This is a genomic window from Geodermatophilus sp. SYSU D00705, assembly GCF_054050135.1.
In genome coordinates this window covers 192690-206050 of record NZ_JBJGYT010000002.1, presented here as the reverse complement: position 1 = coordinate 206050, position 13361 = coordinate 192690, and the positions used below count along the sequence as shown (strand labels likewise).

Below are 13361 nucleotides of genomic sequence, written 5' to 3'. Positions count from 1 at the left end.
CGCGGACAGCGTCATCGCAGGAAGTCCAGCAGGGTGGGCTGGATGACCTTGGCCGTGGCCTGCAGCGCCGCCTCGTAGCCGACCTGCTGCTGGTTGAGCTCCATGATCGTCTTGGGCATGTCGATGTCCTCGACCGATGCCAGCTGGGTCTTCAGCGTCAGCTGCAGGTCGGAGTTCACCTGACCGGCGGCCTCCAGGCGGGCCGACCGGGCGCCGATCGTCGAGGTCGCGCTGAGCAGCCGGTCGATCGCGACGTCCAGGGCGGTCAGGTCGGCCCCCAGCGCGGACGGGTCGCTGGTCACGTGGTCCGCGACGTTCCCGACCAGACCGAACAGGTCACCGCCGGGGGGGCCGAACACCTCGGGGCCGGTCACGTCGATCCTCACCTCCTCGGTGCTCGAGATGCGGCGGCGCACGACCACCTCGGGTACCAGCGCGGTGCCGTCGACGCCGACGTAGCCGCCGGTCGCCGTGTCGTAGGCCCGGCTCCCGGTCGTCACGCCACCGAAGATCGGCCGGCCGGCGATGGTCTGGTTGGCGATGCCGAGCAGGCTCTCGCGCAGCGCGACGATCTCGGCGCTGATGGCCTCGCGCGAGGTCTCCGACATGCTGCCGGTGTTCATGGCCTGCACGGTCAGGTTCCGGACCCGCTGCACCTGGCTCATGACCGAGCTCAGGGCACTGTCGGTGGCGTCGAGCCAGGTCTTGCCGTCGGAGATGTTGCGCGCGTACTGCGTGGTCGCGCTCTGCTCCTGGCGGACCTGCATGGCCTTGTTGGTGCCGGTCGGCGAGTCCGACGGCATGCTGATCTGCCTGCCCGACGTCAGCTGCTGCTGCAGCTTGTTCACCGCCGACAGGTTGCTGTTGAGGCCGTTGAGGGCGGTCTGGGTGACGGCCCGGTGGGTGATGCGCATCAGGATCAGCGCCCCACGACGCCGGTGCCGTTGATGAGCTTGTCCAGGGCCTCGTCGATCGCGGTGACCATGCGGGCCGCGGCGTTGTAGGCGTGCTGGAACGACAGCATGGAGGTCATCTCCTCGTCGAGGTTGACGCCCGACACCGACTCCCGCGCCGCGTCCACCTGCGTGGAGATCACCGTCTGCACCTTCAGGTCGCGGGCGGCCACGGAGGCCTCCACGCCCAGGGCGACGACGAGGGCCCGGTAGTTGACGTCGACGCCGTTGGCGGCCAGGCCGAGCTGGGCGAACCGGTCGGCGTTGATGCCGTCGCCGGAGACCGCGCCACCCAGGTCAGCGGGCCGCACCGAGGCCGCGGCGAGCTTCGCCGGGTCGGTGAGCCGGAGCGAGATGTTGCCGGCGGTCACCGTGGCACCCGTGCCCCCGGCACCGTCGTCCATGAGCGGCTCGCCCGGCGCGCCCGCCGTGTCGTAGCCGGTGGTCTGCACGCCGTTGAGCGCGGTGACCAGCTGGCGGGCGACGGCGTCGAGCTCCCGGCTGTACTTCGGGATCGTCGTCGTCAGCGCCTGGAGCTGACCGCCGCCGGTGCCCCCAAGGGCCACCGTCGTGCCGCCCGGGACGGTGACGACGCGCGGGTCGTCCCCGGAGCCCACTCCGGCCAGACCGGCCGCCCCGACGGCCTGCACCGTGATGGCCCGGCCACCCGACACCACGGTGGTGCCGCCCACGAGGACCTTCACCATGCCGTCGTCGTCGGGGACGGCCGTGCCGCCGACCTGCTTGGCCAGCGAGAGGACCAGCCCGTCACGGCGGTCGCTCAGCTCGTTGACCGGCAGACCGAGGTTGCCGGCCGCCTGGATCGACGCGTTCAGCTCGGCGATCGACGCCGCGGTGGAGTTCACCTCCGCGACCAGCGCCTGCAGGTTGTCGCGGGTCTGGGTCCACTGCTGGTCCAGCGACGCGCTGGTGGTGCGCAGGCCGCCGGCCAGGATGTCCAGCCGCTCCAGCACCTGGCTGCGCGCGGCCGGCTCGGTCGGGTTGTTCACCAGGTCGCTGAACCCGGCCCACACGTCGGCCAGCATGCTCTGGACGCCGCTCTCGCCCGGCTCACGGAACGCCGTCTGCACCTGGGTGAGGACGTCGTCGGAGACCGTGAGGCTCGCCGTGCGCGCCGACTCGACCTGCCCGCGCCCCTCGAGGAACGCGTCCCGGATGCGGATGATCGTGTCGGAGTCGACGCCCGAGCCGACGGCGTCGCTCACCGAGTAGATGGCGGGGACGGCGGTGCCGCCCATCGCCTGCAGCGACACCCGCTGGCGGGAGTAGCCCTCGGTGTTGACGTTGGCGACGTTCTGCCCGACGACGTCGAGACCGCGCTGCGCGGCCCACAGCGCCGTCGTCGCAGCGTTCAGACCCGAGAACGAACTCACAGTGCTCCGTCCAGGGTGACCGCGCGGTGCGCCCGCTCGTCGCTGCGGCCGGTGGAGCCGTAGGTGCCGGCCGAGGGAGCCTTGACCGACAGCAGGGCGTCCCCGATGGCGGCCAGGCCGCCCGCGATCAGCTCGCGGTTGGCGTCGGACAGGCTGCGCAGCTCGGTGACCAGCACCAGGAGCGCCTCGTGGTGCTTGCCGAACAGGTCGTTCCACGGCGCGGGGGCGGCCTCGGCGAGCTTGCGCAGTGACGGATTGGCACCCACACCCAGGCGCGCGGCGATGACCTCGGTGGCGGCAGCGCGCTCCACCTCGAGGGTGCGCAGCTGGTCGAGGACGACCTCGATCTCGTGGGCGATGCGCGACAGCCAGCGCGTCTTGCCCGTGACGATCAGGTACTGCTTCTCCTCCGCCTTGAACAGGAGCAGGTCCAGCAGCTCCTGTTCCCGCCAGAGCAACGTCGACAGGTGCTGGTAGTCCACGTCCCTCACCGTCCTTCCGCTCTCCCCGGCTGCCAGACCTCGGTGCTGCCAGCGGGTTCTCAGCAACTGCCATCGGCACCGGGGCGTGCCCCCTCAAGCCGAGGTCCTCAAGTCGACACGGATTCCTCGGGCACCAGGTCCCGTTCGCCTCCCGGCCTGCCGAGGAAGGGGACGTGAGACCACCGCGTGCCCTGGCGTCCGAGCGGATCCCTGCCCCGCGGCCCCCCGCCGCCGGGGACCTCCCCGCCCGGGACGTCGACACCCTCGTGACCGAGCACCTGCCGCTGGCCGCGTTCGCCGTCAACGCCGTGGCCTCACGCATCTCGCTGCCCAGCCACGTCAGCCGCGAGGACCTGCTCTCCTGCGCCCGGGTGGCGCTGGTCGAGGTGGCGCGCCGGTTCGACCCGTCGGCGGGCGCCTCCTTCGCCACGTACGCCCTGGCCCGCCTGCAGGGCGCGGTCCTGGACGAGCTGCGCTCCGGGGACTGGGCCAGCCGCAGCGTGCGGGCCGCCGCCCGGCGCACCGACGCCGCCGCGGACGCCCTGGCCATGTCGCTGGGCCGGCCACCGACCCGCGAGGAGCTCGCCGCCAGCCTCGGCATGGCCACCAGGGAGCTGGACTCGCTGCAGGTCGACGTCCACCGCGCGGTGATGGTGAGCATCGACGCCGACAGCGGGCCCGACGGCGGCTCCCTCGACCTGCCCGACACCGGCGAGTCCCCCGAGCGGGCGCTGCTGCGCAGCGAGCGCAGCCGCTACCTGCACGAGGCGATCCGGGCGCTGCCCGACCGGCTCGACGAGGTCGTGGAGCGCAACTTCTTCGGTGGGGAGTCGCTCACCGACATCGCCGCCGACCTCGGCGTCACCCTGTCGCGCGTCTCCCAGATGCGCGCCCGCGCACTCACCCTGCTGCACGCGGCCATGAGCGAACTGTGGGAGGGCCGGGCCGTGCCGGCCGACGGGGGCGTCCGCGCCCGCAACCAGCAGCGCTCCTACGTCGACCGCGTCGCCGGGCGCAACGCCCCGCCGCTCCCCTCCCCCCGGCCTGCGGCGGCGGTGCCCGCCCACCGCACCGCGGCGCCGCCGCCGGCCCACCGCAACCCCTGGGCCGAGGCCGCGCGGGCCACCGCCCGCCCCGCCTGAGGCAGCGACGAGAAAAACCCTTCGACTCGCCTCAAGGTCCGGCCGGTCCCAGCCGTAACCAAGGAGGCAAGGCTCGCAGCACGGATGCAGCGGGTGAACCAGTGAGACCCCTTTCCAAGGAGGAACACCATGGGTCTGAGCGTCAACACCAACATCGCGGCGATGAACGCCTACCGCAATCTGTCCGTCACCGACGGCCAGATGGGCAAGTCGCTGGAGAAGCTCTCCTCGGGCTTCCGGATCAACCGCGCTGCCGACGACGCGGCCGGCCTGGCCATCTCCGAGGGCCTGCGCTCGCAGATCGGTGGCCTCAAGGTCGCCGCCCGCAACGCGCAGGACGGCATCTCCGTCGTCCAGACCGCGGAAGGTGCCCTCACCGAGGTGCACTCGATGCTGCAGCGCATGAACGACCTGGCGGTGCAGCACAAGAACGGCACCCAGAACCCGAATTCTCAGGCGGCTCTTGCGGCCGAGTTCACCGCACTGACCACTGAGATCGGTCGCATTCAGACCAACACCAAGTTCAACGGTGTTGAGCTGTTCCCCACTGCCGCAGCGACCGCGACGTTCCAGGTCGGCTACGACAGCGCCGACACCATCGCCGTCTCGCTGGCGGCGGTGGACGTCAGCGCTGCCGTGATCACCGACAGCAACACCGTTCAGGGCGCCATCACCACCGTGTCGACGGCTCGCGCGAATCTGGGTGCTATCCAGAACCGGTTCGAGCACACCATCAACAACCTGAACACCTCGATCGAGAACCTGTCCGCGGCCGAGTCGCGGATCCGGGACACGGACATGGCCCAGGAGATGACCAACTTCTCCCGGACCCAGATCCTCAGCCAGGCCGGTACGGCGATGCTGGCGCAGGCCAACCAGGCCTCGCAGGGCATCCTCAAGCTCCTGGGCTGATCGAGTCGCACCACCTGAGCACCACCCGGTGAGGGGGGAGGCCCTCGGCCTCCCCCCTCACCGGCTTCTCCACCCCCCGTACGCACACCCCGGAGGAACCGACCGTGGCAGGCATGAACGTCGGTCTCGTCTCGGGCATGGACACCGCCTCCCTCATCGACCAGCTGATGGCGGTCGAGGCGAACCCACAGACGCTGCTCAGGCAGAAGCTCACCGCGAGCAAGGCCGACGCCGACGCCTACCGCGCCGTCAACACCAAGTTCGATGCGCTGCGCACCGCCGCCGAGGCGCTCACCAAGGCCACCACCTGGGGCGCGGTGAAGGCCACCAGCTCCGGCGGCGGCGTGACCGCCACCGCTACTGCTGGGGCCACCGCCGGCTCCCTCACGTTCACCGTCGCGTCCCTCGCCGCAAACCACGCGATCCTCAGCGACAAGAGCTGGGCGGCGCCCACCGACACCTACGACCTGACACTGCCCGTGACGATCACGAACACCGCCACGGGTACGTCACAGGCGATCAGCCTCCCCGCGAGCGCCACCTTGGCCGACGTCGTCTCGGCCATCAACGGTCAGGCCAAGGGCGTGACTGCCCTCGCGGTCAGCACGACCACCGGATTCCGCTTGCAGCTCACCTCCACCGCGACCGGTGACGGCTCCCGGTTCTCTATGGGCGCCGGCTTCCAGGCGTTCTCCACCGGCACCGACGCGCGACTGACCGTTGGCAACGGCACGGTCGGATACGACGTAAAATCGCCGACCAACACCTTCACCAACGCGCTGCCCGGGACCACGCTGAGCGTCACTCAGACCGGCGGCCCTGTCACCGTCAGCGTCACCAGCGACCCGGAAGCGGTCGCCACCGGCGTCCAGGGGCTGGTCAAAGCCGCCAACGACGTCCTGACCACGATCTCGCTGTACACGAGCACCACGAGCGGGAGCCCCCTCGCCGTGCTCAAGGGCGACAGCACCCTGCGGGGTCTGGCCAACGACGTGCTCGACGCGGTGGCCTCCGCTATCGGCGACGACGGCTCGGCGGCCGCGGCCGGTCTCCAGCTGGACCGATACGGCAGCATCGTCTTCAACGCGGACACGTTCAAGGCCGCCCTTCAGGCCACCCCGGAGCTCAGCCAGAGGCTGGTCAACGGCACCGCCGCCGTCCCGGGGATCGCCCAGCGGCTGCTGAAGCTGGCCAAGGACGCCACCGACTCGACGACTGGCTCGCTGATGAAGCGAACCGAGACCCAGGACGCCCAGTCCAAAGACCTCCAGAAGCGGATCGAGGACTGGGACCGGCGGCTGGAGTTGCGCCGGGCGACCTTGACGCGGCAGTTCACCGCCATGGAGACCGCGCTGAGCTCGCTGCAGAACCAGTCCTCGTGGCTGTCCTCCCAGCTCTCCTCCCTGCCCAAGTGGTCGACCTCCTCGGACTGACCACGCTCCGCCGCTCCCCCGTTCCGTCCCCTGAACCAGGAGTCCTCTTCCCATGAGTGCAGCCGCCGCCCTGCGTGCCCGTTACCTGGGCGACTCGGTCGCCACCGCCTCGCCCCAGCAGCTGCTGGTCATGCTCTACGACCGCCTGGCCCTGGACCTCGAGCGTGCCGAGAACGCGCTGGTCGCCGGCGACCGCGAGGAGGCGGGCAACCAGCTCCGCCACGCCCAGGACATCGTCTTCGAGCTGCGCACGAGCCTGCGCGTCGAGGTCTGGGAGGGCGGCCCCCGGCTGGCCGCGCTCTACACCTGGCTGATCACCGAGCTGACCACCGCCACCGTCAAGCACGACCGCAACCGGGTCGCCTCCTGCCGCCAGATCGTGGAGCCCCTCCGCGACGCGTGGCGGCAGGCCGCCGCGTCCCTCGCCGCGACCCCCGCATGACCCCGCCCCGTCCCCCGGCGGCCGGCGGCGACCGGGGGGCCACCGACTGGGCGACCGTCCTCGACGAGCTGGAGGGTGAGGTCCTCGCCGCCGAGACCACGATGGCGGCCGCCGACGTGTCCGAGGACCGGGCCGAGGAGATCGCCGCCTGGGGCCGACGGGCGAAGGACTGGATCCCGCCCTCCGGGCTCGGCCCGCTCCCCGACGAGCTCCGCGAGCGTGCCGCCCGGCTGCTGCAGCACCAACTGGCCGTCGCCGAGGAGCTGGTCGAGCGGATCATCCAGTCCCGCCGGCAGCGCGACGTCGCCGCCCGGATGTCCTACGGCCCGCCCCGGCCGGTCGCCTCCTTCATCGACCGAGCCCTCTAGAGACCGCACCCCCGCACTCCCCCGCCCCCGCGGCGCCTCCCGGCGCCGCGGGGGCGTTCGCGTTGCCGGGACCCGCGGACGGCTGCCCACTCCCAGCAGTCACATCCGTCCCGCACACACCATCTGCCAACTGCGGCCACTCCCGCGGGCGACATCTGGTCATGTCTGGGGCGCGGGATGCCGATGGAACAGGGGCACGGACAGCACAACCTCGCCACGGATCGGCGGACCCCCCACTCGTTCGCGAGTGTCTCTTCCGCGTACCCGGAGGCCGATCGTGTCCTGCCCTGCCCACGTGGCGACCGCCCGATGATCGGCGACGTCACCGCGACGACGCTGCACGCCGCACTGAGCGGGCTGTCCCAGCGGCAGCGCGTCACCGCCGACAACATCGCGAACGTCAACACGCCCGGCTTCCTCGCCGGCCGCGTCGACTTCGAGTCCAGCCTGCGCAGCCAGCTCAGCAGCGGTGCGGCGCCGACGATCGGCGGCAGCACGGTCGCGCGGTCCCTGGAGCCGACCAACACGAACGGCAACAACGTGAAGCTCGACAGCGAGACGCTGATCGCCACGGAGACCGGGCTGCGGTACCAGCTGGCCCTGAATGCGCTGGACGGCAAGTACAGCACCCTGCGCACGGCCCTGCGGACGGCGTGACGGGATGTTCGACGCCCTCAACGTCGCCGGCTCCGGGATGCTCGCGCACCGGAAGTGGCTGGACGCCGTCTCGGACAACATCTCCAACCTGAACACGGTCACGACGACCGACGAGGACGCGTTCCAGGAGCGCTTCATCGTCGCCCAGGCCGTCGACTACGGCTCCGGCGAGGGCGGCGTCCGCACGGCCCGCGCCGAGTTCGGCAGCGCCGAGGGCCGGCTGGTGTACGAGCCGGACCACCCGCTCGCGGACGCCGACGGCTACGTGAAGTACCCCGACATCGACCTGTCGGAGCAGATGACCAACCTGATCATGGCCCAGCGCGGCTACCAGGCGAACCTCGCGACCATCGAGCGGGCGACGAACGCCTACCAGGCCGCCCTGCAGCTCGGGAAGAACTGATGACCTCGCCGATCGGGGCCATCTCGTTCCCCGCCGTGTCCATCCCCGCCGTCGGGTCGGTCGCGGACGTCGGAGCCGCCACCGAGGCGACCACCGGCACGCAGTCCGCCACGGGCACCGGCTTCGCCGACGTCCTGGCCACCGCGCTGGACCAGCTGCAGTCGACCCAGTCGGCGTCCGACGCGCTGGCCACCCAGGCCGCCACCGGCGACCTGCGGGACGTGCACGACTACATGATCGCCGCGAACGAGGCGAAGTTGGCGACCGAGATGGTCGTGACCGTCAAGAACAAGGCCGTTGAGGCCTTCTCCGAGATCATGAGGATGCCGGTCTGATGCCCCCCGCCCTCGCCGGACCGCTGGAGCGCATCCGCTCCACGCTGTCCACGATCAGCCTCGGCCAGAAGGTCGTCATCGGCCTGCTGGCTGCCGGGCTGCTCCTCGGCGGGTTCTTCTTCGTCCGGTGGACGACCGCACCGACGATGGCACCGCTGTTCTCCAACCTCGCGTCGACCGACGCGTCCGCGATCGTCGACGAGCTCAACGCGTCCGGCGTCGCCTACGAGCTCGCCGACGGCGGCGGCACGATCATGGTCGCCAACGACCAGGTCTACGACCTGCGGCTGTCGATGAGCGGCAAGGGCCTGCCCGCCGGCTCCGACACCGGGTACGCGCTGCTCGAGGAGCAGGGCATCACCACCAGCGAGTTCCAGCAGCAGGTGTCCTACCAGCGCGCCCTCGAGGGGGAGCTGGCCAAGACGCTGGAGGCGCTGGAGGGCGTCCGCTCGGCGGTGGTGCACGTGGCGCTCCCCGAGGACGAGGTCTTCGTCTCCGACGAGAAGGAGCCCACAGCCTCCGTGCTGCTGGACCTCGCGCCCGGCACGACGCTGTCCGGCGGGCAGGTCCAGGCGGTCACCAACCTGGTCTCCTCGAGCATCGAGGGCATGGACCCCGACCAGGTCACCGTCGCCGACTCCACCGGCCAGGTGCTCTCGGCGCCCGGCCAGGGCGTGACCGCCGCCGCCGGCGACGCCCGGTCCCAGCTGGAGCAGGAGTACGAGGACCGCCTGGCCGGCAACGCGCAGGTCATCCTCGACCGGGTGCTCGGCCCGGGCAACGCCCAGGTGTCCGTGCGCGCGGACCTCGACCTCAGCCAGCGGGACACCACCTCCAAGACCTACACCTACGAGGAGGGCACGCCGCCGGTCTCGGAGAGCACCAGCACCGAGGAGTACAGCGGCACGGGCGCCACCGTCGGCGGCGTGCTGGGCCCGGAGAACACCGCCGACGCCGGCACCGACGGCGACTCCACGTACAGCAAGGAGTCGACCACCTCGAACAACGCCGTCGGCGAGACCGTCGAGACCGTCCAGGGCGCGCCGGGTGCGATCAACCGGCTGACCGTCTCTGTGGTCATGGACCAGGCGGTCGCGGGCAACCTGAACCAGAACCAGGTCGAGGACCTCATCGGCAACGCCGTCGGGCTGGACACCGCCCGCGGCGACGACATCACCGTGGCCTCGATGGCGTTCGACACGACCGCCGCCGACCAGGCCGCCGCCGAACTGGAGGCCGTGCAGGCCGCCGAGGAGCAGGCCCAGCTCTGGTCGATGGTCAAGACCGGTGGCATCGCGCTGGGCATCGCCCTGCTGGTGCTCATCGTCTGGCTGCGGTCGCGCCGCAACCGGGCGGACGACGAGGACTACGAGGACCTCGCCCTGCCCGACGACGTGCTCGCCGAGCTCGACCGGATCCGGATCGAGAGCACCCGGGAGATCCCGGTCGACAACGCCCAGGCCGAGCTCGAGGCCGCCGAGCGGCAACGGGTGCGGGGGGAGATCGCCAGCATGGTCAGTGAGAAGCCGGACGAGGTCGCAGCGATGCTGCGCGGCTGGCTGAGCGAGAGCGGGAGCGGGAAGCGGTCATGACCCTCGCCAGCGTGGAGCAGATGGTCGGGATGACCCCGGCCGACCCGACCGCCGTCCTGCCGGCCGTGCGGCTGCCGGCCGTGCGGCAGCCGGTCGCCATGCCGGGCCTGCGCAAGGCCGCGGTGTTCATCGCTCAGCTGTCCAAGGACGAGGCCGGCGCGCTGCTGTCCAAGATGCGCCCGCGGGAGGTCGAGCAGATCACCCGCGAGCTCATGAAGCTCGGCACGGTGGAGCCCGACGACGTCGACGGCGTCCTCGAGGAGTTCCACCACCTGATGACCGCCCAGCGCTTCGTGGGGCGCGGCGGCATCGACTTCGCCCGCGAGATCCTGGCCGCGGGGCTCGGCGAGGACAAGGCCGAGGGCATCCTGTCCCGGCTCAACGTCGTCTACTCCGAGGTGCCGTTCTCCTCGCTGCGCAACGCCGACGTCCGTCAGCTGGTGACGTTCCTCAAGGACGAGCACCCGCAGACGATCGCGCTGGTCCTCGCCCACCTGACGCCGGCGCAGTCGGCCGAGGTGCTGTCCGGGTTCGCCCCGGAGCAGCAGGCCGCGGTCGCCCACCGGATCGCGACCATGGACCGGACCTCTCCCGAGATGGTCCGCCTGGTCGAGGAGGAGCTCGGCCGGCGCATGGGGTCGCTGCTGGCGCACCAGGACATGAGCACCGTCGGCGGCGTCGAGACGCTCGTGGAGATCATCAACCGCTCGCCGCGACCGACCGAGCGGTCGATCCTCGAGTGGCTGCAGAGCACCGACCCGGACCTGGCCGACCAGGTGCGGGCCCAGATGTTCGTGTTCGAGGACATCGTGTCCATCGACGACCGGTCGCTGCAGCTGGTGCTGCGCGAGGTGGAGGCCAACGACCTGGCCACCGCGCTCAAGGGCGTCCGCCCCGACGTCCGGGACAAGGTGGTCCGCAACCTCTCCGAGCGTGCCGCGGAGAACCTCGCCGAGGAGATCGAGCTGCTCGGCCCGGTCCGCACGCGGACCGTGGAGGAGGCCCAGGGCAAGGTCGTCGGTGTCATCCGCACGCTCGAGGAGCAGGGCGTGCTGACGATCTCGCGCGGCGGGGACGATGAGTTCGTCGCGTGAGCGAGGACCCCGTCCAGGGGCCGTCGAGGTCAGCGCGATGAGCGCCGGCGAGCGAGGAGCGGACCGCGGCGCGGAGGCACGCCATGGCCTCGCCTGACAACTCCCCCAGGGAGACGTCGCTGCTGCGGGGGGCCTCGGCCGCCGCGGCCGCGCCGTACCGCAGCGCCGTCCCGCCGCCGCGGGAGGCGCCGCCCGTGGGCGAGCGCCGGACGACGATCCGGCGGGCCGCCGACATGCCGGTGCCGGCCAACCGGGCCTCCTTCCGGCTGGGCGACGTCTACGCCGAGGAGTTGGCCCGGCTGCGGGAGCACGCGCGCCGGGAGGGCTACGCCGCCGGCCACGCCGAGGGCGTCCAGGCCGCCGGTGCGGTCGTGGCGGAGGCCGAGCGGGCCGCCGAGGCGCGCCTGGCCGAGGTGCAGGCGCGGTGGGAGCGCCGCATGGTGTCGGCCACCGCCGCCCTCGGAGCGGCGGTGGCCCAGTTGGAGGCGGCCGCCGTCCCGGTGGCCGACGACGTCCGCGACTCGGTCATCTCCATCGTGCTGACCCTGGTCGAGGACCTGCTGTGCCGGGAGCTGGCGATCGCCGACTCCCCCGCCCTCGACGCGGTCCGGCGGGCGCTCACCCTCTGCCCCGCCGACGCGCCCGTCGTCGTCCGGCTGCACCCCGACGACCTCGCCGAGCTGCCCGCGGAGGCGCTCGCCGAGCTGCCCGCCACGGTGCGGGTCGTGGGTGACCTCTCGGTGGAGCGGGCCGGCGCCGTCGCCGAGACCGGCCCGTCCCGCGTCGACGCCCAGCTGGGCTCGGCGCTGGAGCGGGTGCGGGCGGTGCTGGCGCCGTGAGCGGTCCGGGGCTGCTCGACCGGGCCCGGGCCGCGGCCCGGCCGCAGGTCACCGGCCAGGTCGTGGGGGCGATGGGCCTCACGCTGTCCGTCGAGGGCATCGTCGCCTCGGTCGGCGACCTCGTGGAGGTCAACCCGGGTCCGCGCGGCCTGCTCGGCGAGGTCGTCGCGGTCACCCGCGACCGGCTGACCTGCATGCCCCTCGGCGAGCTGTCCGGCGTGCACTCCGGCGCCCCCGTCCGCGCCACTGGCATGCCGCTGCAGGTGCCGGTCGGCGAGGCACTGCTCGGCCGGGTCCTCGACGGGCTCGGCCGGCCGGTGGACGGCGGCCCCCCGCTGGGCGCCGGCCTGGAGTTCGTCGACCTGGCCAGCGAGACCCCGCACCCGCTGGCCCGCAGCCGCGTGCAGGAGCCGCTGACCTTCGGCGTCCGCGCCCTGGACACCCTCGTCCCCTGCGGCAAGGGCCAGCGGCTCGGCATCTTCGCCGGGTCCGGCGTGGGCAAGTCCACGCTGCTGGCCCAGATCACCCGCGGCACCGACGCCGACGTCCGCGTCATCGGGCTGATCGGCGAGCGTGGCCGCGAGGTGAAGGAGTTCCTCGAGGAGAACCTCGGGCCGGAGGGCATGGCGCGCACGGTCGTCGTCGTCGCCACCTCCGACGAGCCGCCGCTGGTGCGGCTCAAGGCCGCGTTCGTCGCCACCCGCATCGCGGAGGGCTTCCGCGACCAGGGCCGCGACGTCCTGCTGCTCATGGACTCCATCACCCGCACGGCGATGGCCCAGCGCGAGGTCGGGCTCTCCGCGGGCGAGCCGCCGGCCACCCGCGGCTACCCGCCGAGCGTCTTCGCGATGATGCCCAAGCTGCTGGAGAAGGCCGGTACCGCCGCCACGGGCTCCATCACGGGCCTGTACACGGTGCTCGTCGACGGCGACGACCACAACGAGCCGATCGCGGACACCGCCCGCTCCATCCTCGACGGCCACATCGTGCTGACCCGCAAGCTCGCCACCGCGGGCCACTTCCCGGCCATCGACGTCCTCGAGTCGATCTCCCGGGTGGCCGGGGCGGTCGTCCCGCCGGCGCAGATGACCGACGCCCGCGAGGTGCGGCGGCTGATGGGGGCGCTGCGCGACGTCAAGGAGCTCATCGAGATCGGCGCCTACCAGGCCGGCAGCGACCCGCTGGTCGACCGGGCGCGCCACCTGGCGCCGGCGATCGAGTCGTTCCTGCAGCAGCCCACCGGCGAGCTGACGCCGGCGCAGGAGTCGTGGGCGTGGCTGAACCGGATCGTGAGGTCGGCGTGAGCGCGCCGACC

General features: G+C 72.2%; 15 protein-coding genes. 12 read left to right on the top strand and 3 right to left on the bottom strand.

Going from position 1 to position 13361, the window contains the following annotated elements; translation table 11 throughout:
• Nucleotides 1–11: 11 nt before the first annotated feature.
• The 3 genes from flgL to ACI78Q_RS02455 are packed head-to-tail and all read right to left on the bottom strand — an operon-like array spanning nucleotide 12 to nucleotide 2829.
• Nucleotides 12–914, bottom strand: coding sequence for a flagellar hook-associated protein FlgL (flgL, locus tag ACI78Q_RS02465; protein ID WP_456921730.1), 903 nt, complete (start codon nucleotides 912–914; stop codon nucleotides 12–14).
• 5 nt (nucleotides 915–919) lie between these two features.
• On the bottom strand, nucleotides 920–2347 hold the full coding sequence (gene flgK, locus ACI78Q_RS02460; protein ID WP_456921729.1) for a flagellar hook-associated protein FlgK: 1428 nt from the start codon (nucleotides 2345–2347) through the stop codon (nucleotides 920–922).
• Nucleotides 2344–2829: a flagellar protein FlgN gene (locus ACI78Q_RS02455; RefSeq protein ID WP_456921728.1), complete on the bottom strand. Its 486-nt coding sequence runs from the start codon at nucleotides 2827–2829 to the stop codon at nucleotides 2344–2346. The genes flgK and ACI78Q_RS02455 overlap by 4 nt, the downstream gene beginning before the upstream one ends.
• A gap of 173 nt (nucleotides 2830–3002) precedes the next feature.
• Here ACI78Q_RS02455 and ACI78Q_RS02450 point away from each other — a divergent pair, with 173 nt between their 5' ends.
• The 12 genes from ACI78Q_RS02450 (at nucleotide 3003) to ACI78Q_RS02395 (ending at nucleotide 13350) form a co-directional block, all read left to right on the top strand.
• Nucleotides 3003–3971 (top strand): sigma-70 family RNA polymerase sigma factor, encoded by a 969-nt coding sequence (locus tag ACI78Q_RS02450; RefSeq protein WP_456921727.1) that lies wholly within the window; start codon nucleotides 3003–3005, stop codon nucleotides 3969–3971.
• A 129-nt stretch (nucleotides 3972–4100) separates the two neighbouring features.
• Nucleotides 4101–4883: a flagellin N-terminal helical domain-containing protein gene (locus ACI78Q_RS02445; RefSeq protein ID WP_456921726.1), complete on the top strand. Its 783-nt coding sequence runs from the start codon at nucleotides 4101–4103 to the stop codon at nucleotides 4881–4883.
• Nucleotides 4884–4996: 113 nt separating this feature from the next.
• The gene (gene fliD / locus ACI78Q_RS02440; RefSeq protein WP_456921725.1) at nucleotides 4997–6316 is read left to right on the top strand and encodes a flagellar filament capping protein FliD; all 1320 of its coding nucleotides are present in this window, start codon (nucleotides 4997–4999) and stop codon (nucleotides 6314–6316) included.
• Nucleotides 6317–6368: 52 nt separating this feature from the next.
• Nucleotides 6369–6758, top strand: coding sequence for a flagellar export chaperone FliS (fliS, locus tag ACI78Q_RS02435; RefSeq protein WP_456921724.1), 390 nt, complete (start codon nucleotides 6369–6371; stop codon nucleotides 6756–6758).
• Nucleotides 6755–7126: a hypothetical protein gene (locus ACI78Q_RS02430; RefSeq protein ID WP_456921723.1), complete on the top strand. Its 372-nt coding sequence runs from the start codon at nucleotides 6755–6757 to the stop codon at nucleotides 7124–7126. Before fliS ends, ACI78Q_RS02430 begins: the two co-directional genes overlap by 4 nt.
• Nucleotides 7127–7435: 309 nt before the next feature.
• On the top strand, nucleotides 7436–7783 hold the full coding sequence (flgB, locus tag ACI78Q_RS02425) for a flagellar basal body rod protein FlgB (protein WP_456921722.1): 348 nt from the start codon (nucleotides 7436–7438) through the stop codon (nucleotides 7781–7783).
• A 4-nt stretch (nucleotides 7784–7787) separates the two neighbouring features.
• Nucleotides 7788–8186 (top strand): flagellar basal body rod protein FlgC, encoded by a 399-nt coding sequence (gene flgC, locus ACI78Q_RS02420; RefSeq protein WP_456921721.1) that lies wholly within the window; start codon nucleotides 7788–7790, stop codon nucleotides 8184–8186.
• Nucleotides 8186–8521 carry a flagellar hook-basal body complex protein FliE gene (gene fliE / locus ACI78Q_RS02415; protein ID WP_456921720.1) on the top strand — a complete coding sequence of 112 codons (336 nt, stop codon included), beginning with the start codon at nucleotides 8186–8188 and terminating at the stop codon, nucleotides 8519–8521. The genes flgC and fliE overlap by 1 nt, the downstream gene beginning before the upstream one ends.
• Nucleotides 8521–10113 carry a flagellar basal-body MS-ring/collar protein FliF gene (fliF, locus tag ACI78Q_RS02410; RefSeq protein WP_456921719.1) on the top strand — a complete coding sequence of 531 codons (1593 nt, stop codon included), beginning with the start codon at nucleotides 8521–8523 and terminating at the stop codon, nucleotides 10111–10113. Before fliE ends, fliF begins: the two co-directional genes overlap by 1 nt.
• The gene (fliG, locus tag ACI78Q_RS02405) at nucleotides 10110–11207 is read left to right on the top strand and encodes a flagellar motor switch protein FliG (RefSeq protein ID WP_456921718.1); all 1098 of its coding nucleotides are present in this window, start codon (nucleotides 10110–10112) and stop codon (nucleotides 11205–11207) included. The genes fliF and fliG overlap by 4 nt, the downstream gene beginning before the upstream one ends.
• A gap of 83 nt (nucleotides 11208–11290) precedes the next feature.
• Nucleotides 11291–12046, top strand: coding sequence for a FliH/SctL family protein (locus ACI78Q_RS02400; RefSeq protein WP_456921717.1), 756 nt, complete (start codon nucleotides 11291–11293; stop codon nucleotides 12044–12046).
• Nucleotides 12043–13350 (top strand): FliI/YscN family ATPase, encoded by a 1308-nt coding sequence (locus ACI78Q_RS02395; RefSeq protein WP_456921716.1) that lies wholly within the window; start codon nucleotides 12043–12045, stop codon nucleotides 13348–13350. The genes ACI78Q_RS02400 and ACI78Q_RS02395 overlap by 4 nt, the downstream gene beginning before the upstream one ends.
• Nucleotides 13351–13361 lie beyond the last annotated feature (11 nt).